We start from the raw sequence: 20595 nt of genomic DNA, 5'->3' as shown, positions 1-20595 counted from the left end.
GCCCCCGTGCACCGCGGGTGCGGTGTACGGGGGCTCTTCGTCGCTACTGGCTGCGGTCCGGGTGGACTCAGTACCAGTTGTTGGCCTGCCAGAAGGACCAGGCGCCACAGGGGCTGCCGTAGCGGGAGTTCATGTAGTCCATGCCCCACTTGATCTGGGTGGTGGGGTTGGTCTGCCAGTCGGAGCCGGCGGACGCCATCTTCGAGCCGGGCAGTGCCTGGACCAGGCCGTAGGCGCCGGAGGAGGCGTTGGTCGCGCTCGGGTTCCAGCCGCTCTCGTGGCTGACGATGTTGCTGAAGCACTGGAACTGCGCGTCGTCACCGATCATCTGCTTCGCCGTGTCCTGAGCACTCGCGGCAGCGGACGTCGGCGCGGCGGTGGTGGCCGCCATGGCCGGGGAGACGCCCAGGGCCACACCGGAGGCACCGAGAAGCACTGCTGCACCGGCGACGGCGGACTTGCGGCGGGCGAGGATGTTACGGGCGAACGACACAGAGGAACCTAACGTCGGGTACGGGGGAGTCGCGTGCTCCGGTCCGAATCCTGCGTGAACCGTTGCGCGTTGACCGCTGTCCGTTCCGGTGGACGCTGCGGTGCTCGGCGACGTCTCAAGTGTTAGCCGCGCCGTTCAACCACCGCAACGACCCCCGGTACGACCCCGCCTCGCACCCAGGGCCGAAGGTCCCGAACCACCTCAAACCGCTCAATAGCAGGTCAGGGCGGGTGGAACGGGGCCCGGTGACCGCCCTGCGAGGCTCCTAACCCGCTTCGTAGAGGACCAAGGTCCTGTGGGTGCCCTCACTCCTCCGGGACCCCGAATGTGACCTGGGCCTCGAAGGCGGCACGCCTCGTGGCCCGGCGCAGCGCCTTCAGCAGCGCGGTTCCGACGGTCAGCGTCAGGACGACGGTGAGCACGGCCCGGCCCAGGTCCCAGCCCAGCGAGGTGGCCGTGCAGTAGGCGAGGAAGCGCACCAGGTTGTCGCCCAGCGCGTCACCGGGGTGGAAGGAGATGCCCGAGGCCTGGCCCGGCACGATCGTCCACCCGTAGAGGTTCATGACCGTTCCGTACGCGAACGAGGCCACCGCCCCGTACGCGGCGAGCATCAGCAGCTCGGCGCGCCCGCGCAGCCGGTCCGGCCCCGGCAGCATCCCGGCGCCCATCGCGAACCAGCCCATCGACAGCATCTGGAACGGCATCCACGGGCCCACCCCGCCGGTCAGCAGCGCGGAGGCGAACATCGTCACCGAACCCAGCACGAAGCCGAAGCCCGGCCCGAGCACCCGCCCGCTCAGCACCATCAGGAAGAACATCGGCTCCAGACCGGCCGTACCCGCCCCCAGCGGGCGCAGCGCGGCCCCCACCGCCGCCAGCACCCCCAGCATCGCGACCGCCTTCGCGTCGAGCCCGGAGTCCGCGATCATCGCGACCACCACCCCGACCAGCAGCGGAAGCAGCGCGGCGAACAGCCACGGCGCGTCCTTCGAGTGCGCCAGCCCGGAGTCCGCGTCGGCCAGCAGCGGCCAGCCGAAGGCCGCCACCCCGATCGCGCTGATCAGCACCAGCGCGGCGACCGCCCGCGGCCCGAGCCGTACCGGCCGCGCACTGCGCCCTGTCGTACCGGTCACCCGGCACCTCCCAGCGCCTCGCGCACCTGCGACACGGTGAGCCACTCCTGCGGGGCGAGGATCTTGGCGATCTGCGGGGCGAACGCGGGCGAGGACACCACGACCTCCGGGGTCGGCCCGTCCGCGACGACCTCCCCGTCGGCGAGGATCACCACCCGGTGGGCCAGCTCGGCGGCCAGCTCCACGTCATGCGTGGCCAGCACGATCGCACGGCCCTCGGCCGCCAGCGTGCGCAGCACCCCGACGAGCCGGGCCTTCGCCGCGTAGTCCAGACCACGGGTCGGCTCGTCCAGGAGCAGCAGCGGGGGACGGGCGGTGAGCACCAGCGCGAGCGCCAGGGCGAGCCGCTGCCCCTCGGACAGATCACGGGGATGGGTGGCGTCCGCCACACCGGGCAGCAGCTCGGAGACCAGCGCCCGGCAGCTGCCCGGAGCGGCGCCCGCATCGGCATCGGCCGCGGCGCACTCGGCGGCGACGGTGTCCGCGTACAGCAGATCGCGCGGCTCCTGCGGTACGAGACCGACGCGGCGCACCATCTCGCGCGGCGGTGTCCGGTGCGGGGTGCGACCGCCGACGAGCACGGTGCCGGACGTCGGTTCGACCATGCCGACGAGGGCGGAGAGCAGGGTGGACTTGCCCGCACCGTTGCGGCCCATCAGGGCGACGGTCTCGCCGGGGGCGACGGTGAGCGTCACCCGGCGCAGCGCCTCGACGCGCCCGCGCCGCACCCCGAGGCGCTCGACGCGGGTGGTGGCGTCGGTGACGGGCTCGGGGGCCTCCTGCGGAGGCCGGGCGAACAGCCGGGCCAGGGCGGACCGCCGGGGCGTGGGGCGGTGAGCGGGCGCCGGCGGGGGAAACTTCCCGGTTCCGCCACCGCCGACCGGCCCGGGCGTCATGCCCGCCAGCCGCTCCCGCATTCCCGCGGCCCGCCGCCGGGCGTCGCGGACCGACAGCGGCAGCGGCTCCCAGCCGGCGAGCCGCCCCAGCGCCACCACCGGCGGATGCACCGGAGAGACGGCCATCACCTCGGCGGGCGCCCCCATCACCGGGGCGGCGCCCGGCGACGGCAGCAGGACGACCTGGTCCGCGTACTGGACCACGCGCTCCAGCCGGTGCTCCGCCATCAGGACCGTCGTCCCCAGGTCGTGGACGAGCCGCTGCAGCACCGCGAGGACCTCCTCGGCCGCCGCGGGGTCCAGCGCGGACGTCGGCTCGTCCAGCACCAGGACGCGGGGGTGCGGAGTCAGGACCGAACCGATCGCGACCCGCTGCTGCTGACCCCCGGACAGGGTGGCGATCGGACGGTCGCGCAGCCCGGCGAGACCCAGCAGATCCAGGGTCTCCTCGACCCGCCGCCGCATCACGTCCGGAGCCAGGCCCAGCGACTCCATGCCGTACGCCAGCTCGTCCTCGACCGTGTCCGTCACGAAGTGGGAGAGCGGGTCCTGGCCCACGGTGCCGACCAGATCGGCGAGCTCACGGGGTTTGTGGGTGCGGGTGTCCCGACCGTCGACGGTCACCCGCCCGGTCAGCCGGCCGCCGGTGAAGTGCGGCACGAGCCCCGACACGGCACCCAGCAAAGTCGACTTACCGACCCCGGACGGCCCGACGAGCAGCACCAGCTCACCCTCGGGAACGGTCAGGTCGACGCCCGACAGGGTGGGGCGGTCCACGCCCTCGTACTGCACCGAAACATCGTCGAACCGGATCACACCTGCTCCTCGAAGCCTGTGGGGGAAGGCGGGACGGGCGAGCCCGTGGGAAAGGGCGGGACGGGCGCGACCACCGCAGGCAGCAGCCCGATCAGCACCGCGGCGGCCGGCCACAGCGGCAGCACGGGCGCGGTCAGCGGGACGACACCGGGGTGCAGCGCCGCCGGATCCGCACTGCCCGCCCAGATCATCGCCACCGCGACCGCCGCACCGGACCCCGCGACCAGCCAGGCCCGCACCCCCCACCGGTCGGGCCGGTAGCGGGTCCGTACCGAACGCGCCCCGCCGAGTCGCAGCCCGGCCATCGCCGCGACGAGCCCGGCGATCAGCAGCGGCAGCCCGTACACCGCGCCCTGAGCGGCGAGCAGCCCGTACGTACCGGCGCAGACGCCCAGCAGCCCGCCGAGGGTGAGGACGTTCGTGGTGTGCCGGACGGCGGCCGGGACCTGCGCGGTACGCCCGTAGCCGCGGGCGTCCATCGAGGCCGCCACCGCGACCGACCGCTCCAGCGCACCCTCCAGCACCGGCAGGCCGATCTGGAGGACGGCCCGCACCCCGCCGGTCGGCCGCCCGCGCAGCCGCCGGGCGGTACGCAGCCGCATCACGTCGGCGACCATGTTCGGCGCGAACGTCATCGCGACGACGACCGCCACCCCCGCCTCGTACAGCGCACCGGGCAGCGACTTCAGCAGCCGGGCCGGGTTCGCGAGGGAGTTCGCCGCGCCGACACAGATCAGCAGCGCGGCCAGCTTCGCCCCGTCGTAGAGCGCGAACAGCAACTGCTCGGCGGTGACCCGGCCACCGATCCGGACCCCCTTCGCCCACTCCGGCAGCGGCACCTCGGGCAGCGTGAACACGACATGCGTACCGGGGATCGGAGAGCCGAGGAAGGCGGAGAAGAGCAGCCGCACACCGATGACGAACAGCCCGATCTTGATGAACGCCCCGTACGACCGGGCCCACGGCGCATCCGTGCGGCGCGCCGCCACGACGTACCCCGCGACCCCGACCAGCAGGCCGAGCAGCAGCGGGTTGGTGGTCCGGGACGCGGCGGTCGCGAGCCCGAGGGCCCACAGCCACCAGGCGCCGGCGGGCAGTGCGTTGCTCCGGGTGGCGGCGGGCGCGCGCCAGGCACGGACCCGGTCCACCGGTGCGTCCGTACGGTGAGGCGTGGTGCCGGTCATCCGCGGCGGCGGCGGGCCTGCGCGACTGCGGCGATGCCGAGGAGCAGGACGGCACCGACCCCGACGAGGACCCCGGCGGACGGCCCGCCGCCGTCCGCACCGTCGCCGCCGGTGGCGACGCCCGCCGACGTGGGCGCGGAGGCGTCGGCCGTGGCGGTCCTGCCACCACCCGAGTCCTGGGACACCTGCTCACCGCAGCCGGACTCCGGATAGCCGGAGATCGCACAGAGCAGCGCGTCACTGCCGTACCGCAGCGGCTTGGCCACGGAGGCGAGGGCCTCCGCGCTGCTCGCGTCCTGCGGGACCCGCGCGCACGCGGTCCGCGGAGCGGGCGGCGTCTCCCCGTCCGGGGCGTCGGCTGCCGTACCGGGGTCGATGACGAGCGCTACCCGCTTGCGGCCGTCCTCGGCGGGCGTGTCCGCGCAGATCTCCGCGAAGTCGGGGGAGTGGCGCGGCTTGGCCGCGTCCTGCGAGTCGGCGCTCACCGCGAACCGGAAGCCCTGCACCGAACCGTCGTCCGGCCGGACCAGCGACGGCCCCTGGGTGGCATACGCCCACCCGCCGCCGGAGCCCTCCCAGAACGACCAGTAGCGGTAGCCCGCCGCCTGGGCCGTACCCGTACCGAGCACGGCCAGGACAGCGCCCAGGACGACCAGCAGGACGGCGGCCCGTCCGGCGCGCTTCGAGGGCCGTCGGGCGGCCACGGCCCGGCCCGCACGGCGGGCCCTCACAGCTGCTGGTTCTTGCGGCGGCCGCTGATCAGGAACCCGGCGCCGGCGCCGACGGCGAGCCCGATCCCGACGAACCACCAGACACCGCCGATGCCGTCCCCGTCGCCGCTGTCCTTCTTCTCCTCCTCGGTGGCGCTCGCCGTCGGCTTCTTGTCGGTGGAGGGCGCGGGACCCGTCGCGTTCAGCTGGTCGACGAGGTCGGCGCCGCCGAAGTCGTGGACGTCGGCGCCGGTGGCGTGGGCGGCCATGACGAGCTGTGCGTAGGCGGCGGGGCCGTTCTCCTTCGCCCAGTCCGCGGAGTTCTTCTCGAGCCACTTCACGGACGCGGCGGCCTTGTCCTTGTGACCGGCCGCGGACAGGGCGACGACCGCGTCGGCGGTGTTGCCGAAGTCGGGCTGCGGGGCGCTGTCCTCGGCGCCGGGCATCGGCGGCGAGTCGAGGTGGCCGGTCTTCTTGAGGGCCCCGGCGAGGTAGTGGGCACCGTTCTGCGCGGCCTGCTCGGGCGTGACGGAGTCACCCTCGGTGCACGTGGGGTCCTTCACCGCGGCGTTGTTGCCGATGACGAGCCCCTTGCCGAGCGAGCCGAGCACCCCGGCCGCGGTGGCGTCGCCGTTGGCGACGAGCTTGCCGGCCTTGTCGGGCTGGTACGCGAACGCGCCGCCGTCCTTGCCGCCGCAGGGGATGGCGAAGGTGAGCAGCGCGTCGTACGGCGTCCTGCCCCCGCTGTTCGTCACGGCGTCGAGCTTCTCGCCGGCCCGGCCGAGGGCGCCGATCACGATCGAGGTGGAGTTCGCGTCACTCGGGCTGCCGGCGGTGTAGCCCCAACCGCCGTCCTCGTTCTGCACGGACTTCAGCCAGGAGACCCCGTTCTGCACGAGCGCCTTGTGCCCGCGGACCTCGTGCAGTGCCTGCACGGCGGCCGCCGTCGCATTGGTGTCGACCACGGTCTTGGCGTCGCAGCGCACGGAGGGGTCCGGCCGGTACGCGGGGAACGCCCCGCTGTCGCACTGCTGGCCGATCAGCCAGTCGACGGCCTCGTCGGCGGGCGAGACCCCCACGGCCCGCTGCGAGATGAAGGCCAGCGACTGCCGCCACACCCCGTCGTACGTCGGGTCCTTCGTGCCGTACAGCCCCGAGGGCAGAGCCAGGGACGGCGAGGGGGAGGGGGACGGCGCGGCGACTGCGGCCGGGGCTGCGGCCACCCAGAGCACGGTGGCGGTGGCGGCGAGCGCGGCTGCGCTGCGGCGTACGGTCATGGCGGGCGGGGCCTCTCCTGGGGGAACCGGGCACAGGCACACACAGGCACCAGGCTCCGGCTCCGTATACCTCGACGGTGCCGGCCACCGGGGGGTCCCGACGGCACGAGCCGGTCACGACACGGGCAGGGCATTCCGGCTCCCGCCCTCGTGGGCGGTCACGGCTGCGGGTCAGCGCCGGATTCGCACCGGCTTCCCCCTGAACGGACATGATGACGACCCGCCCACTCTACCGGGCGGGTCCCGGGCCGCCGGGCGACGGTCCCCCGGGCCCGGCGAAGGCGCCCAGGGCCCGGAAAAGGGGCTGAAGCGCGGCCCCCGTCCGTGCTTGCATGAGCCGCATGGTGTCTGCTGACCGCTTGCTCGCCTTCACGGCGATGTCGTTCCTGCTGATCGTGATTCCGGGGCCCAGCGTGCTGTTCGTGATCGGGCGGGCCCTGGCGCAGGGCAGGCGTGCGGCGATGACGACGGTCGCCGGCAACACGATGGGCGCCTTCCTGCTCGTCGTCGCCGTGGCCCTCGGAGTCGGGTCGGTCGTGGAGCGTTCCGTCCTCGTCTTCACGGTGCTGAAACTGGCCGGTGCCGCCTACCTGGTGTACCTGGGTGTCAAGGCGTGGCGGCAACGCGGCTCGCTCCAGGCCGCGTTCACCGGCGAGAAGACCGCGCAGGGCGGTCGGCGCACGTTCTGGGACGGGTTCGCCGTCGGTGTCGCCAACCCCAAGACCATGGTGTTCTTCGCCGCCGTGCTGCCGCAGTTCGTCGACCGCGCCCAGGGCCACATCGCGGTGCAGATGCTGGTGCTCGGGCTGGTCTTCAACCTCATCGCGCTGGCCTCGGACAGTCTGTGGGGCCTGCTCGCGGCAACCGGCCGGGACTGGTTCGCCCGCTCGCCCCGGCGCCTGTCACTCGTCGGAGGCATCGGCGGGGTCACGATGATCGGCCTCGGAGTCTCCGTGGCCGTCACCGGACGCAAGGACTGACTACCCGACCACCCGCAGCGCATCAGCCCCGCGACGGCCTGGGCGCCGGGGTCCGCCGCGCCGGCGGGACGATCGCCGGGGCGGGGTCCTCGCCGAGGAAGAAGCGGCGTACGACGCGCTCGGCGGCGTGCCCGTCGTCGTACGGGCAGAAGCGCTCACGGAAGGCGCTGCGCAGCGCGGTGGCCTCCGCGTCGCACCAACGCCCGCTGCGGAAGGCGTCGATGAGCTCGTCCTCCGTGGTCGCGACGGTTCCGGGGGTGTCGCCCGGAAGGCCGGAGACGAGGTCGAACGTGACACCGCGGACCGCGTTGTAGACCTTCCAGTCGGACGCGTCGACGACGATGGGGCGGTCGAGGTTGGCGTAGTCGAAGATGAGGGACGAGTAGTCCGCGACGAGCGCGTCCGCCGCCAGGCAGAGGTCCTCGACGGACGGGTGGCCGGACACGTCGATGACGCTGCCCTGTTCGGCGAGGTCCCTCAGCTGCGGGTTCGGCCGGTCGAGGCGGTGGGTGCGGACCATCAGGACGAAGTCGTCGCCCAGGGACTTGGCCACGCGCGCCAGATCGAACGTGGGGGTCCACTCCTTGTGGTGTTCGCGGTGGGTCGGCGCGTACAGCAGCGCGGTCCTGCCCGGCGCGATGCCCAGCCGGTCGCGGATGGCGGCGACGTCCTCGGCGGTCGAGGTGAAGAAGCGGTCGTTGCGCGGGTAACCCACATCGAGCGACTCGAACGTGCCGGGGTACACGCGCTCCCACTGCTCCGTGGAGTGCCGGTTGGAGGAGACGCTGAGGTTCCAGCGGTTCACCTGCTCCAGCAGACGGCCGAAGTCCATGCCCTGGGCGGCGGCGGGATACGCCTGCTGGTCCATGCCCATCCGCTTGAGCGGGGTGCCGTGGTGGGTCTGCAGATGGATCTGCCCCGGGCGCTTGGCGATGTCGTCCGGGAAGGCGGCGTTGCTCACGAAGTACGTGGCGCGAGCCGTCACCTCCGCGTGGCGGCGCGAGCCGGGCACGACGTGGTCGATGCCGGCGGGCACCTGGTCGGCGAGTTCCTGACGCACCACCCAGACGCCGTGCACCTGCGGTGCCAGCTCCTTGGCCTTGTCGAAGACCGCGGCCGGGTTGCACGACGGCAGCAGGTTCTCGTACGAGGTGTAGACGGCCAGGTGCGGATCCAGCGGGCGCCGGCGCTGGAAGGTGGACAGGCTCGTGGCCGCCTGCTTGCCGACCCGGCTGGTGGCCCCGAGGACCTTCCTCGGCCCGGCCCGCTTGACCCGGGCGGCGAATTCCGTCGCCTGGTAGGCGCGGAAGGACCGCTTGGCCAGGGCGCGCATGTGCACCCCCATCGTTCCGCCGGGCAGGGTGAAGCCGTCGGGGATGTGCGCGGCGTAGAAGTCCGCGGTGCGGGCGAAGTAGTCCTTGCGGTCGGCGGGCCTGACCCGCTCGGTGCGCTTCAGCGAGAACAGCATGTGGTGAATGGCACGCTCGAACAGCATCGGCTTGGACCAGGCCAGCTCGGGGCGTGCGTCGAGGAAGGCGAACAGGCCCTCGTACTGCTCGAAGATGTCGAAGTGCTTGCGGCCCGGCGTCTTCGTGATCGCGCCGTGGCGGCGCTGCCGGTACTCGACGCCGACCCTGTTCAGACAGCCGATGCGCTCGGCCGTGACCATCGCCATCTGGGTGACCGGCGCGTCCTCGTACAGGCCGGGCGCGTACTGGAAACCCTGCTCCAGGAAGAACTCACGACGGAACGCCTTGTTCCAGGCCACCAGGAAGAGATGGACGAACTCGGGCCGGTCCCGCAGGCGGAAGACGTCCGTGCCCGCCCGCTCGAACAGCTCCGTGGACTGGCTGGGGCCGCCCCTGCCGTGCCAGAACGTGCGGACGTGGTCGAAGACGAGGATGTCCAGGTCCCCCACCGCGTCGAGCCGGGCGGCCAGCGCCTGCAGCAGGCCGGGGGTGTAGCTGTCGTCACTGTCGAGGAAGAGGACGTAGTCGCCGGTCGCGCGCTGGAGTCCGGCGTTGCGCGCCCGGCCCAGCCCCACGTTCTGGGGCAGGTGCACGGCCTGGACACGCGCGTCGCGGGCGGCGTACTCGTCGATGATGTCGCCGCAGGAGTCCGGTGAGCAGTCGTCGACGGCGATCACCTCGATGTCCTGGAACGACTGCCCGAGGACGGAGTCCAGGCACTCGTGGAGGTATCCCTGGACCTTGAACACGGGGATCACAACACTGAAACGAGGCATGGGGGGAACTCCAGATGACGTACAGGTTATCGGGGTCGATCGGGGTCGAACACGAAGACTACCGACCCCGGTGATGCGGTCGCGCGCGCACTCTCCCCCTCACCCGGAGTGGCCGGGGCGAGCACGCCGTGGTGTTCCGGGTACGCCTGTGCCGTGCGCGGGTGACTAATCATTCCGGTTTGTCCCGGGAGTCCGGTACCTATAGATTCCCGCCGTGCCGTCCCTTCGGCTGGTGCCTTCCGGCTCGCAGCCCATCGACGTCGCGACCCGTCATCATCGACTGGGAGGGCCCCGCCCGCATGCCCGGAACTGACCGCCGGTGGACCGTCGTGCTGCGCGGAGCCTGGAAGGACGGCACGCTGTGGCCCTGGTGCCTGGCGGCCGTCGCAGCGGCCTGCGGATACGCCGTGGCGACCGTCTTCCACCCCGGCTACCTCAGCGCGGACAGCAACACCCAGCTGTGGCAGGCGCTGGGGGACGAGCCGGTGAACGACTGGCACCCTCCGGTGATGGCGCTCGCGTGGCGCGTCCTCATGGGGATCACGGGTGACTTCTCGGTCATGGCCGCCGCGCAGGCCGCCGTGCTGTGGGGGACGCTGTGGGTCCTCGCCCGGCTGGTGTGGAGAAGCACCGGCAGTCGCGGGCTCTCCCTCGCGGTACTGGCCGTCGGCTTCGCGCCGCACATCATGAACCTCACCGGCGTGGTGTGGAAGGACGTGCACCTGGCGTACGCGCTGCTGGCCGTCTTCGCGATCGCGCTCACCGTGCGCGAGCTGCCCCGGGACCGGGTGAGGAGCCGCTGGGCCCTGCTGGTGCTGGGCCTGCTGTTCCTCACGTACGCCGCCCTGGTCCGCAAGAACGGCATCCCCGCCACGATCCCCGTCTTCGCCCTGCTGGTCCTCGCGGCATGGCCGGCCCCGGGCAGGCGCCGCTGGCTGGCCGCGACCGGTGTGTTCCTCGCGGCACTGACGGCCGGCAGTGCCGCGGTGAACGCGGCGACCGATCCGTTGACCACCCGCGTGTACGCGGTGATCCCGGTGGACGACCTCATCCACGTCCTCACCCCGGACCAGGTGCGCTCCGCCGCCGAACGGGCCGGAGCGGACGCGGACCTCCGTGACCGGCTGGTCACCGCCGCCAGCACCTGCCAGAAGCGCGGCATCACCTCCGACGGCTACTTGCAGTGCTTCCCGCAGAGCCGGCCGTTCGACGTGACGTATCTGGACCGGCGCGCCGACGTCGTCGTCCGGATGTGGACGCAGCAGATGCCGAAGCACTGGAAGGGCTACGCGGAGTACCGGACCCGGGTCTTCACCAAGCTGCTCTTCCAGAGCAACCAGACCTTCTGGAACGGCACCCATGTCAACGCGGGCGCCCGGCTGCACCCCGAGGTGCGCGAGCAACCGCTGAACGACACGCTGCGCTTCGCCCTGCGGAACTACGTGACCGGGGCCGCCCGCGACCTGCCGATGCTCTTCCAGGGCTGGTTCTGGCTGGCCGTCTCGCTGGTGCTCGTGCTGCGCCGCAGGTGGGCCGGCCCCCACGCCCGGGAGCTGCGGCTTCTCGGGGCCAGTTCCCTCCTGTACATCCTCGCCTACCTGCCGACGGCTCCCGAGTCCAACTACCGTTACGTGTACTGGCCCGCGCTCGCCGGTACGGTCGCGCTCGCACTCGTCGCGACCGCCTGCGCGGCGCGCCGCCGCGCGGCGGCCGGTGATCCGGACGCCCGTCCCGCCGTGCTTCCGGCAGACCGGGCCCCGGAGGCCGCCCCGCCCGGCCCGCGCGAGGGCGCCGGCGCCGCGGTGTGACCCCGGCCGGCGCCGCGGTGTGACCCCGGCCGGCGCCGCCTCCCTCACACCGCCACGTACGTCACCGGTTCACTCCCCGCCAGCGCCTCGGCGCGGCCCAGCTTCACCAGCCGGCGCAGGTGCGACTCGGCCTCCGAGACGGCGATGTTCCGGGACCCGTAGGGGATCTGTTCCCAGGGCCGGTTCCACTCCATCCGCTCGGCCAGCTGCCACGGCGTGAGCGGTTCGGCGAGCAGGGCGAGGAGGCCCGTCAGGCGCTCCTCGTGGTGGTCCAGGAGTTCCCGCACGCGGCCTGCCGCGTCCGCGAACGCGTACTGGTGGGCCGGGAGGACCTCGGCGACACCGAGGCGGCCGATGCGCTCCAGTGAGTCGAGGTAGTCGCCCAGCGGGTCCGTGGCGGCCGTGGCGTCGTCCGGGTCCTCGTACAGCCCCACGTGCGGGCTGATGCCGGGGAGCAGGTGGTCGCCGGAGAAGAGGCGGCCGCGGCCGGGGAGGTTGGCCGGGTGGTCCTCCTCCAGGTGCAGGCAGACATGGCCGGGGGTGTGGCCCGGGGTCCAGATCGCCCGCAGGGTGCGGCCCGCCAGGTCGAGGAGTTCGCCCGGCACGATCTCGCGGTCCGGGATCGCCGCCCGCAGCCCGGGCAGGGTGCGCATGCGGCCGCCCTTCTCGCGGGCGGCCAGCAGCGGGGCGATGTGGTCCTCGGGCGCGCCGACCGTCGCCAGCTTCGCCGCCAGGTAGGCGAGCCAGGTGCCCGGTTCCGACTCCCGGGTGCGGCGGACGATCGCCGTGTCGGCGGCGTGCATCGCGATCCAGGCCCCGGACGCCTCGCGGACCTGACCGGAGAGGCCGTGGTGGTCGGGGTGGTGGTGCGTGATGACCACGCCGTGGATGTCGGCGATGCCCACGCCCACGGTGGCGAGCCCCGCGGTCAGGGTGTCCCAGGCCTCCGGGTCGTCCCAGCCCGTGTCGATCAGGACGGGGCCGCGGTCCGTGTCGAGCAGATGGACCAGGGTGTGGCCCAACGGGTTGTCCGGGATGGGGACCTTGATGCTGTGGACGCCTCCACCGTGGTTGATCACCTGCGTCATGAGCTCCCCATCTCCGATCGGCCGGGGCGGCGTGCGGGTACGGCCACGACGCGCCGTGTCCACTGTAACGAGAACTTGTTCCAGTGGTAGCCCCGGTCGACCATCTGCTCTTCCTATGCTGCCCGGCCCGCGCGGCGGGTGCTGCCCCAGCCGTGGACTACTGGAACTGGAACTGGTATCAGTTCTGACATCAAGTCAGATGTGGGATCAGTCAATCGGTCGGGTCACGTGCCGCGTCGCGGGAGGCAGCAGCCATGAGCGAGCTTGTCGAACACGGAAAACTGTTCATCGGCGGGGAGTTGGTGGATCCGCTCGGACGGGATGTCATCGAGGTCATCTCCCCGCACACCGAGCAGGTCATCGGCCGCGTGCCGCATGCCGCCGAGGGGGACGTGGACCGGGCCGTCGCCGCCGCCAGGCAGGCGTTCGACCAGGGGCCCTGGCCGCGGATGTCGCTGGACGAGCGCATCGCCGTCGTCACGAGGATCAAGGACGCGTTCGCCGTACGGTACGAGGAGATCGCCCGGGTCATCAGCTCGGAGAACGGCACCCCGTACACCTCCAGTGTCATGGTGCAGGCCCTCGCCGCGATGATGGTGTGGGACGCGGCGATCACCGTCGCGCGCACCTTCCCGTACGAGGAACGGCGCGACGGGGCGCTCGGGCCGCTGCTCGTGCGGCGGGAGCCGGTCGGGGTCGTCGCGGCCGTCGTGCCGTGGAACGTGCCCCAGTTCACCGCCGCCGCCAAGCTCGCGCCCGCACTGCTCGCCGGATGCTCGGCCGTCCTCAAGGTCTCGCCCGAATCACCGCTCGACGCCTACATCCTGGCCGAGATCGTCACCGAGGCCGGGCTGCCCGAGGGCGTGCTGTCGATCCTGCCCGCCGACCGCGAGGTGAGCGAGTACCTCGTCGCGCACCCGGGCGTCGACAAGGTCTCCTTCACCGGATCCGTCGCCGCCGGCCGGCGCGTCATGGAGGTCGCCTCGCGCAACCTCACCCGCGTCACCCTGGAACTCGGCGGGAAGTCCGCCGCCGTGATCCTCCCCGACGCCGACCTGAACGCCGCCGTCGCCGGCATCGTGCCCTTCGCCTGGATGATCAACGGCCAGGCCTGTGTGGCCCAGACCCGGATCCTCGTCCCGCGCTCCCGCTACGAGGAGACCGCCGAGGCCTTCGCCGCCGCCGCCGGCGCGCTGAAGATCGGCGACCCGCTCGACCCCGCCACCGAACTGGGCCCGCTCGTCGCGCAGCGCCAGCAGCAGCGCTCCCTCGACTACATCCGGATCGGGCAGGAGGAGGGCGCGAAGGTCCTCACGGGCGGAGGCCGCCCCGCATCCCAGGAGCGCGGCTGGTACGTCGAGCCGACGCTCTTCGGCGACGTCGACAACTCCATGCGCGTGGCCCGCGAGGAGATCTTCGGCCCGGTCATCTGCCTGCTGCCTTACGGCGACGAGGACGAGGCCGTGAAGATCGCCAACGACTCCGAGTACGGCCTCAGCGGCAGCGTCTGGACCGCCGACACCGAGCGCGGCATCGACATCGCCCGCCGGGTCAGGACCGGCACGTACAGCGTGAACACCTTCAGCCTCGACATGCTCGGCCCGTTCGGCGGCTACAAGAACTCCGGCCTGGGCCGGGAGTTCGGGCCCGAGGGGTACGGGGAGTACTTCGAGCACAAGATGATCCACCTGCCCGCCGGGTACGGGAGCGAGGCCTGATGGGCGACCGGTGGAGCGTCGAGGTCGACCGGGGCGTCTGCATCGGGTCGGGGATGTGCGTGAACCTCGCGCCGGACGGGTTCCGGCTGGACACCGCCCGGCAGTCCCACCCCGTCGACCCGGAGACCGACGCCAACGAGCGGATCCTCGCCGCCGCCGAGGGCTGCCCGGTCGAGGCCATCACGGTCGCGCTGGCCGACTCCGGTGAGGTGGTGTTCCCGCCGGAGGACTGAGGGGGCCGGGGCGGGACGCGACTGAGGGGCCGGACCCCCGCCCGTCAGGCGGGCGGGGCCACCAGGGAACCGGACCGGTGCGAGCGGCACAGCGCTTCGGCCACGAAACCCGTGGCCTTCAGCTCCTCGATCACGTCCCGCAGGAAGTCCACCGTCTCGGGCGTCCGGCTCCGGGTCGTTCCCACCGCCTGCCGGATCTCCATGAACCTGTCCTCGATCAGCCGCACCCCGTCCGGATCGGCCGCGACGAACTCCGTCATCGGCTGCCGGATGCCGGCCGCTGCCTCCAGGCCCTGCTGGCGGAAGACGTCGACGCCCTCCGTGCCCCGCACCACCGACGCGTGCCGGAGGGTGCGGGTCAGGAACAGGTCGTAAGCGGAGCCCTGCTTCACCCCGATCCGGACGCCCTGCCGGTCGACATCGGTGACGGAGACGAGTTCCGAGCCGGCCGGCACGGCGTACACGCCCTCGATCAGCACGTAGGGGGCGGTGAAGGCGACCTCGGCCTCCCGCGCCGGATCGATCGCCAGGAAGCAGATGTCGGCCCGGCCGGTGGCCATCGCCTCGTACGACTTGCGGGCCGCGTCGAAGCAGAGGAGCTCCACCGGCACGCCCAGACGTGCGCCGATCTCCCGTGCGAGGTCGACCGTGACCCCGGCCGGGTCGGCGGGTGTGCCCTGCGCCAGCACCGGGTTCCCGAGGTTGACCGAGGCCCTCAGCACGCCCGACGGTGCCAGGTCCGCGATGACGGAGGCGGTAGCGATCTTCATGGGGCGGAGTGTAGGACACCCGCCGCGCGGGCAGCCTTCAGCGGGTGCCGGCAGGCCGTGCGCCCGACAACAGATGAAGCCGCAGCGCCAGTTGCAGCTCCAGCGCCCGGTCCGGTTCGTTCCAGTCCCGGCCCAGCAGCACCTGGATCCGGTCGAGGCGCTGCACCACCGTGTTCACGTGCACGTGCAGCTCGTCCTTGGCCCGGATCAGGCTGCCGCCCGCGGCGAAGTACGCGCCCAGCGTCCGCACCAGATGTGTGCCGCGCTGCGCGTCGTACTCCAGCAGCGGACCCAGTGCCGCCGTCACGAAGCCGTCCACGTCCTGGGCGTTGCCCAGGACCACGCCCAGGAAGCCGAGTTCCTCCACGCACGCGCCCTCGCCCGTACGCCCCAGCACCCGCATCGCCCGCAGGCACCGTGCCGCCTCGCCGTACGCCGCCGCCAGCTCCCGGGGTCCCCCGGCCGGCCCGGCGGCGGCCACGGTGACCGGGGACTGCGCCAGCTGGCTCAGCTGGGCCGCCGCCGAGCGGGCCGCACGGCCCGCGGCCGTGCCGTCGTCCTCGACCAACAGCACCACCGTGCCCGCGTGTTCGGCGCTCACCCCCTGGATGTCCCCGCCGAACAGATAGCGCATGGCGGCCGGGGCCAGCCGTTCCCGCGCCCCGGTCTCCGCCACCAGCAGCAGATGCGGGCGGTCCAGGTCGATGCCCAGGCGGCGGCCGCGCTCGGCCAGCCCCGCCGGGTCGCGGCCGGTGTCCGTCAGCAGGTCGGCGATCAGCTCGCCCCGGATCCGGTTCTCCGTCTCGGCCACCGTGCGCCGCAGCAGCAGGAGCAGACCCGTGACCACCGCCGAGCGTTCGAAGAGTCTGCGGTCGGAGTCGTCCAGCGCCCGGCCCCGGTGCAGGACCAGGCCGGCCAGCAGCTCCTGCCCGGCGAGCACCGCGCAGACCACCCGCCCGTCGCGGTGCACGGCACGCGCCCCCGTACGGGACTCCTCGGCCGCCTCCGCCAGCCACCCGGCATCCATGCTGTCGGCGGCGAAGCCGCTCCCGTCCGGGCGCACCGCGGCCAGCGGGCGGCCGCCCGGGTCGTGGATGGTCAGCGGGGAGTCGAGCAGTCCGGCGACGGCCGCCGCGACGTCCTTCACGTCCCGGCCGCGCAGCACCAGGTCCGTCAGCCGGTCGTGCGACTCCTCGGCCCGCCGCATGGCCGCCGAGTGCGCCCGTACGGCGGCGTTGGCCTCGGCCAGCTCCGCGTTCGCCTCCGCCAGTTCGGCCAGGGCCGCGGTGGTGTCGGCGAGCGCGCGGGCCGTGTCGATGGCGATGGCGGCGTGCGCGGCCAGTGAACAGAGCAGGGCGACCTCGTCGGGGCTGAAGACCCGGGGCGCGCGGTCGGCCGCGAAGAGGACGCCGATCACCTTTCCCGTACCGCCCCGGCTGGAACCGAGCAGCAGGGGAACGCCCAGGATGGCGACCAGGCCCTCGTCCAGGACCCCGGCGTTGATGTTGCGGGTGTGGTGGAAGCGCTCGTCGGCGGGGTAGTCCGGCGTCGCGTACGGGCTCGCGGTCTGTGCCACCAGACCGCCAAGCCCCTCGCCGAGTTCCAGGCGCAGCCGCTGGAAGAGGACCGACACCGACCCGTCGGTGACCCGCATGTAGGTGTCGCCCGCCTCCTCGTCCGGAAGCGTCAGATAGGCCGTGTCCGTGCCCAGCAGCATCCTGGCCCGCCGCACGATCGCCTTCAGCACGTCGTCCAGATCCCGGGAGGCCGCCAGGTCGCCCGCCGTGTCGAACAGCGCGGTGAGCTGGAGCTCGCGACGCCGGTGCTGCCGCAGGGCGCCCCTGATCCGCAGCGCGGTGGCCGTGGCCCGCTCCACCTCGGCGAGCTCCTCGGCGGGCACACCGTCCCCCCGCGCCTGCGAGGAGACCGCCCCCAGCGCCTCCGCGGGCGCGTCGTCGGCCAGCAGGTCGAACAGGCGCCGGAGGTGGGGCGCGGCGGAGGGGAGCGGTTCAGGCATGGCGTCCAGCGTTCGTAGGGGGTGGTGCGGGCCGGTCAGTTGGCGGTCCAGCCGCCGTCCATGGAGAGCGAGGTGCCCGTGATGTGGCCGGTCCGCGGCCCGCACAGCCACAGGACCGCCTCGGCGACGTCCGCCGGCTCGATCAGCCGCTTGATCGCGCTGCGCTCCAGCATCACCCGCCCCACCACGTCCGCCTCCGAGATGCCGTGCGTCCGTGCCTGGTCGGCGATCTGGTTCTCGACCAGGGGAGTGCGTACGTAGCCGGGGCTGACGCAGTTGCTCGTCACCCCGTACTCCGCCGCTTCGAGCGCCACCACCTTGCTCAGCCCCTCCAACGCGTGCTTGGCCGTGACATAGGCCGACTTGTAGGGACTCGCGCGCAGCCCGTGCACCGACGAGATGTTGACCACGCGCCCCCAGCCGCGTTCGTACATGCCCGGCAGGGTCCGGCGCAAGATGCGGAACGGGGTCTCCACCATCACGCGCTGGATCAGCGCGAACCGGTCCGGCGGGAACTCGTGGACGGGTGCGACGTGCTGGATCCCCGCGTTGTTGACCACGACGTCCGCGTCGGCCGGGAGTGTGTCGACGACCGCGGGGTCGGACAGGTCCACCACCCAGGCCGTCCCGCCGATCTCCTCCGCAAGGCCCTTCGCCGCCTCGCCCGACCGGTCCACCACGTGCACATGCGCTCCCGCCGAGGCCAGCGCCTGCGCACAGGCCCGCCCGATACCGCTCGCCGCACCGGTGACCAGCGCGGTGCGCCCGGCCAGCAGCGGTGCTGCGGGTACCTGCGGTGATCCGCCGGGGGAAGGGGCGGCGGGCTCGTGATCCGGTCTGCGGGAAGTCTCCATGGCCGTCACCGTAGGTACGCGGCGGCCCGTGTCACATGGCGCCGGTGCACACACCCTCCCGCCCCGGCATGGTGGCGGCGTACGTGGTGCGTGCCCCGGCCCCGGGCGTCAGGTCATACCAGGACCAGCAGGTCCATCCAGCTGGTGGCGGGCTCCTGGGGAGACCGCGCCGCGGCGCTGCGCAGGCGGGCGAGGCCTTGGGCGTAGACGTCGTCGGGCAGTGCGCGCAGTTTCGAGTCGGCGTCGCGGCGCAGGCGTCCGGCGTACTCGGTGAGTGTGGGGGCGGACTGCTGGGGCAGGGACCGCAGCAGCACCGTGCGTGCGAAGCCGGCGGCGGCGAAGGCCGCGACGACCGTGTCGACGCCGGGGTACGCGTCGATGCCCTCAGCCGTCTCCGGGAAGAAGCGGACACGCAGGTCGCGATCGCAGCGGCCCGGGAACGCGTTCCGGATGAGCACCGGGGCGCCGGGCCTGAGAGCGCGGCGCAGTTCCCGGGCGGCCGCATCCAGGTCGGACAGATGGTGGATGACGGAACCCAGCCAGGCGGCGTCCGCGCTCGCGTCGGGCACGGGCAGTCCCTCGGCACGTCCGTCGAGCGCCTCGATCCCGTCGCCGGTGGTGATGAGCGCGCGCATCGCGGCGGCCGGTTCGATGGCCAGCACCCGCACACCGAACCAGTCACGGAAGGCCGTGGCGAAACCGCCGGTGCCGGCGCCGACGTCGAGGACGGTCATGCCGGGCCGCGGCCGGAGCGTCTCGGCGATGGCCTGCCGCCAGGCCGTGAGCCCCTCCAGGGGGATCTCGCGGGCGGCCCGGTAGTCGGCGGCCGCCTGGGCGTCGTAGGAACTGCCTGCCATGGTTTCTCCTTGCCGGGCACAGGGCACGGGCGTGGGGGTTCGGGTGGGAAGGGGGATCAGGCCAGCGCGTGCAGTACGGCGTCCAGATCGGGGGCGATGTCACCGAGGACCGCATAGAAGAGCCAGCCCCGGGGCGGTGCGAGCGTTCCCGCGGCCAGGGGCAGGACCCCGCGGCCGTCCTGAACCAGCAGTCCCTCCTCGTCGAGCAGATGCACCAGCCGCTCGAAGGAGCCGGTGTCGCGCAAAGGTACGGTGCGCAGGTGCAGCCGAGCGCCGAGGAGCTGGGCGATCATGCCGGGGGAGAGGCGCGCGTTGACCTCCAGGACCGGGATCAGCTCGCCCGAAGCCGTCGTCATGGAGTCCACGGACAACGGGCCGCGGTATCCGGCGGCGGCGGCCTCGGCCGCGACCGCCTCCACCGTCGCGCGGTACCCGGCCCGGTCCAGGCGGCGCAGCAGCCCGGGGGCAGGGGCCGAGGAACCGCGGTAGGCGTGGCCCTCGTTGTGGATCTGCCGGATGCCGTGCCAGGTGACGTGATCCGCACTGTCGACGGTGAGGTGGGCGGCGAAGTCGTCGGCCCGGGTGTACAGCGGCTGCACGATCAGTTCGACGCGTCCTGGTGTCCGGGCGAGGTGCCGTTCGATCAGGGCCAGCCGGCCGGGGGCGTCGACGACGATGTTTCCCTGTCCTGAGACGCCATAGGGGTCCTTGACCACACACGGCGCGACGGCGGCGGCGCGCAGCTCCTCCGGTGAGGTGACCACCGTGCCGCTGCCGGGCAGTCCCAGGCGGGTGGACCAGGTCTTGGAGTTGACCAGCCGAACGGCTTCCGGGTCGGGCAGCTCGCCGGCCAGGCCCAGTGCCTTCGCCGCCGCGTGGGTGCCGGGCAGGACCGCGTACGGGGCGGGCCGTGCCCCGGCCAGGCCGGGCAGGCCGAGGGACGCGAGGCGTTCCTCGACGGGGCGGTCCGGGTCACCGGGGACCGCCAGATGCTGCCCCGCGAACCCCGCGGCCCGCATCAGGTCGGTGAACGCCGGCACGGGCCGACGGCTCGTCAGGAGTACGTCACCGGGCGCGCAGAGCACGGCCTGGAGCTCGTCCATGGCGCGCAGCAACTGCTCCGCGTGCCGGTCGCGCACTGCGGGCAGCGCCACCAGCCCGGGGGGCCTCCACCGGTGCTCGGCGTCGCAGCTGCCGAAGCGGACGGTGCTCACGGGGTGGCCGGGGCCGGGTGCCCGAGGAAGCGTTCGCGGATCCGGTCCAGGGAGCGGAAGTCGTCCACGCTGACCTCCTGGAGGTCGATCGTGGTGCCGGACACGTCCTCCAGGAGGTAGATGAACTCCAGGAAGTCGAGGGAGTCGATCAGACGGCCCTCGATGAGGTCCTCCTGTGGGGTGACCGGGCGGTCGAGCTCGGGGTTCTTGGACTGGATCCATGCGGCGATGCGTTCCATGAGTACTCCTGATTCCGATGCTGGTTGCGGTGGTGCTGACAGGGGTGCGGGGGAGGGCGTCGG

Annotated in this window: 18 protein-coding genes and 1 riboswitch; of the genes, 4 read left to right on the top strand and 14 right to left on the bottom strand. The window is 72.9% G+C overall.

Features of this window, described 5'->3' with window-relative positions:
- Window positions 1–67: 67 nt before the first annotated feature.
- The 6 genes from OG446_RS09935 to OG446_RS09910 form a co-directional block, all read right to left on the bottom strand.
- Window positions 68–493 carry a transglycosylase SLT domain-containing protein gene (locus OG446_RS09935; RefSeq protein ID WP_148017500.1) on the bottom strand — a complete coding sequence of 142 codons (426 nt, stop codon included), beginning with the start codon at window positions 491–493 and terminating at the stop codon, window positions 68–70.
- Between the two features lie 305 nt (window positions 494–798).
- A complete protein-coding gene (locus OG446_RS09930; RefSeq protein WP_328893676.1) occupies window positions 799–1626 on the bottom strand; it encodes an ECF transporter S component in 828 nt (275 codons plus the stop codon).
- Window positions 1623–3338, bottom strand: a complete 1716-nt coding sequence (locus OG446_RS09925) for an ABC transporter ATP-binding protein (protein ID WP_328893675.1) — start codon at window positions 3336–3338, stop codon at window positions 1623–1625. The genes OG446_RS09930 and OG446_RS09925 overlap by 4 nt, the downstream gene beginning before the upstream one ends.
- Window positions 3335–4522, bottom strand: coding sequence for an energy-coupling factor transporter transmembrane component T (locus tag OG446_RS09920; protein WP_389259744.1), 1188 nt, complete (start codon window positions 4520–4522; stop codon window positions 3335–3337). The genes OG446_RS09925 and OG446_RS09920 overlap by 4 nt, the downstream gene beginning before the upstream one ends.
- Window positions 4519–5181, bottom strand: a complete 663-nt coding sequence (locus OG446_RS09915; protein ID WP_328898258.1) for an SCO2322 family protein — start codon at window positions 5179–5181, stop codon at window positions 4519–4521. The genes OG446_RS09920 and OG446_RS09915 overlap by 4 nt, the downstream gene beginning before the upstream one ends.
- Window positions 5182–5249: 68 nt before the next feature.
- On the bottom strand, window positions 5250–6509 hold the full coding sequence (locus tag OG446_RS09910; protein WP_328893673.1) for a prenyltransferase/squalene oxidase repeat-containing protein: 1260 nt from the start codon (window positions 6507–6509) through the stop codon (window positions 5250–5252).
- Window positions 6510–6637: 128 nt separating this feature from the next.
- Window positions 6638–6708, bottom strand: a riboswitch (cobalamin riboswitch).
- 142 nt (window positions 6709–6850) lie between these two features.
- Between OG446_RS09910 and OG446_RS09905 the strand changes: the two genes are divergently transcribed.
- Window positions 6851–7489, top strand: coding sequence for a LysE family translocator (locus OG446_RS09905; protein WP_328893672.1), 639 nt, complete (start codon window positions 6851–6853; stop codon window positions 7487–7489).
- Between the two features lie 22 nt (window positions 7490–7511).
- Here OG446_RS09905 and OG446_RS09900 read toward each other — a convergent pair whose 3' ends face one another.
- The gene (locus tag OG446_RS09900; protein WP_328893671.1) at window positions 7512–9734 is read right to left on the bottom strand and encodes a bifunctional glycosyltransferase/CDP-glycerol:glycerophosphate glycerophosphotransferase; all 2223 of its coding nucleotides are present in this window, start codon (window positions 9732–9734) and stop codon (window positions 7512–7514) included.
- Between the two features lie 299 nt (window positions 9735–10033).
- Between OG446_RS09900 and OG446_RS09895 the strand changes: the two genes are divergently transcribed.
- Window positions 10034–11542 carry a hypothetical protein gene (locus OG446_RS09895; protein WP_328893670.1) on the top strand — a complete coding sequence of 503 codons (1509 nt, stop codon included), beginning with the start codon at window positions 10034–10036 and terminating at the stop codon, window positions 11540–11542.
- Window positions 11543–11586: 44 nt separating this feature from the next.
- Here OG446_RS09895 and OG446_RS09890 read toward each other — a convergent pair whose 3' ends face one another.
- On the bottom strand, window positions 11587–12630 hold the full coding sequence (locus tag OG446_RS09890) for an MBL fold metallo-hydrolase (RefSeq protein WP_328893669.1): 1044 nt from the start codon (window positions 12628–12630) through the stop codon (window positions 11587–11589).
- Between the two features lie 254 nt (window positions 12631–12884).
- Between OG446_RS09890 and OG446_RS09885 the strand changes: the two genes are divergently transcribed.
- Both OG446_RS09885 and OG446_RS09880 read left to right on the top strand, forming a co-directional pair.
- Window positions 12885–14348, top strand: a complete 1464-nt coding sequence (locus OG446_RS09885) for an aldehyde dehydrogenase (RefSeq protein ID WP_328893668.1) — start codon at window positions 12885–12887, stop codon at window positions 14346–14348.
- Window positions 14348–14581 carry a ferredoxin gene (locus OG446_RS09880; RefSeq protein WP_328893667.1) on the top strand — a complete coding sequence of 78 codons (234 nt, stop codon included), beginning with the start codon at window positions 14348–14350 and terminating at the stop codon, window positions 14579–14581. Before OG446_RS09885 ends, OG446_RS09880 begins: the two co-directional genes overlap by 1 nt.
- Window positions 14582–14625: 44 nt before the next feature.
- Here OG446_RS09880 and OG446_RS09875 read toward each other — a convergent pair whose 3' ends face one another.
- The 6 genes from OG446_RS09875 to OG446_RS09850 all read right to left on the bottom strand — a co-directional run bounded on the left by OG446_RS09875 (window position 14626) and on the right by OG446_RS09850 (window position 20532).
- The gene (locus OG446_RS09875) at window positions 14626–15351 is read right to left on the bottom strand and encodes a transporter substrate-binding domain-containing protein (protein ID WP_328893666.1); all 726 of its coding nucleotides are present in this window, start codon (window positions 15349–15351) and stop codon (window positions 14626–14628) included.
- A 37-nt stretch (window positions 15352–15388) separates the two neighbouring features.
- Complete coding sequence (locus OG446_RS09870; RefSeq protein ID WP_328893665.1) at window positions 15389–17368, bottom strand: helix-turn-helix domain-containing protein; 1980 nt, start codon at window positions 17366–17368, stop codon at window positions 15389–15391.
- Between the two features lie 35 nt (window positions 17369–17403).
- A complete protein-coding gene (locus OG446_RS09865) occupies window positions 17404–18222 on the bottom strand; it encodes a 3-hydroxybutyrate dehydrogenase (protein WP_328893664.1) in 819 nt (272 codons plus the stop codon).
- A 113-nt stretch (window positions 18223–18335) separates the two neighbouring features.
- Complete coding sequence (locus tag OG446_RS09860) at window positions 18336–19079, bottom strand: class I SAM-dependent methyltransferase (protein ID WP_328893663.1); 744 nt, start codon at window positions 19077–19079, stop codon at window positions 18336–18338.
- Between the two features lie 56 nt (window positions 19080–19135).
- Window positions 19136–20293, bottom strand: coding sequence for a hypothetical protein (locus OG446_RS09855; protein ID WP_328893662.1), 1158 nt, complete (start codon window positions 20291–20293; stop codon window positions 19136–19138).
- Window positions 20290–20532 (bottom strand): acyl carrier protein, encoded by a 243-nt coding sequence (locus OG446_RS09850; RefSeq protein WP_328898257.1) that lies wholly within the window; start codon window positions 20530–20532, stop codon window positions 20290–20292. The genes OG446_RS09855 and OG446_RS09850 overlap by 4 nt, the downstream gene beginning before the upstream one ends.
- Between the last annotated feature and the right edge of the window lie 63 nt (window positions 20533–20595).

The sequence above is a fragment of the Streptomyces sp. NBC_00236 genome, from assembly GCF_036195045.1.
GTDB lineage: Bacteria > Actinomycetota > Actinomycetes > Streptomycetales > Streptomycetaceae > Streptomyces.
The sequence above is the reverse complement of the archived record's forward strand: the minus strand, read 5'-3'. Positions and strand labels throughout refer to the sequence as shown.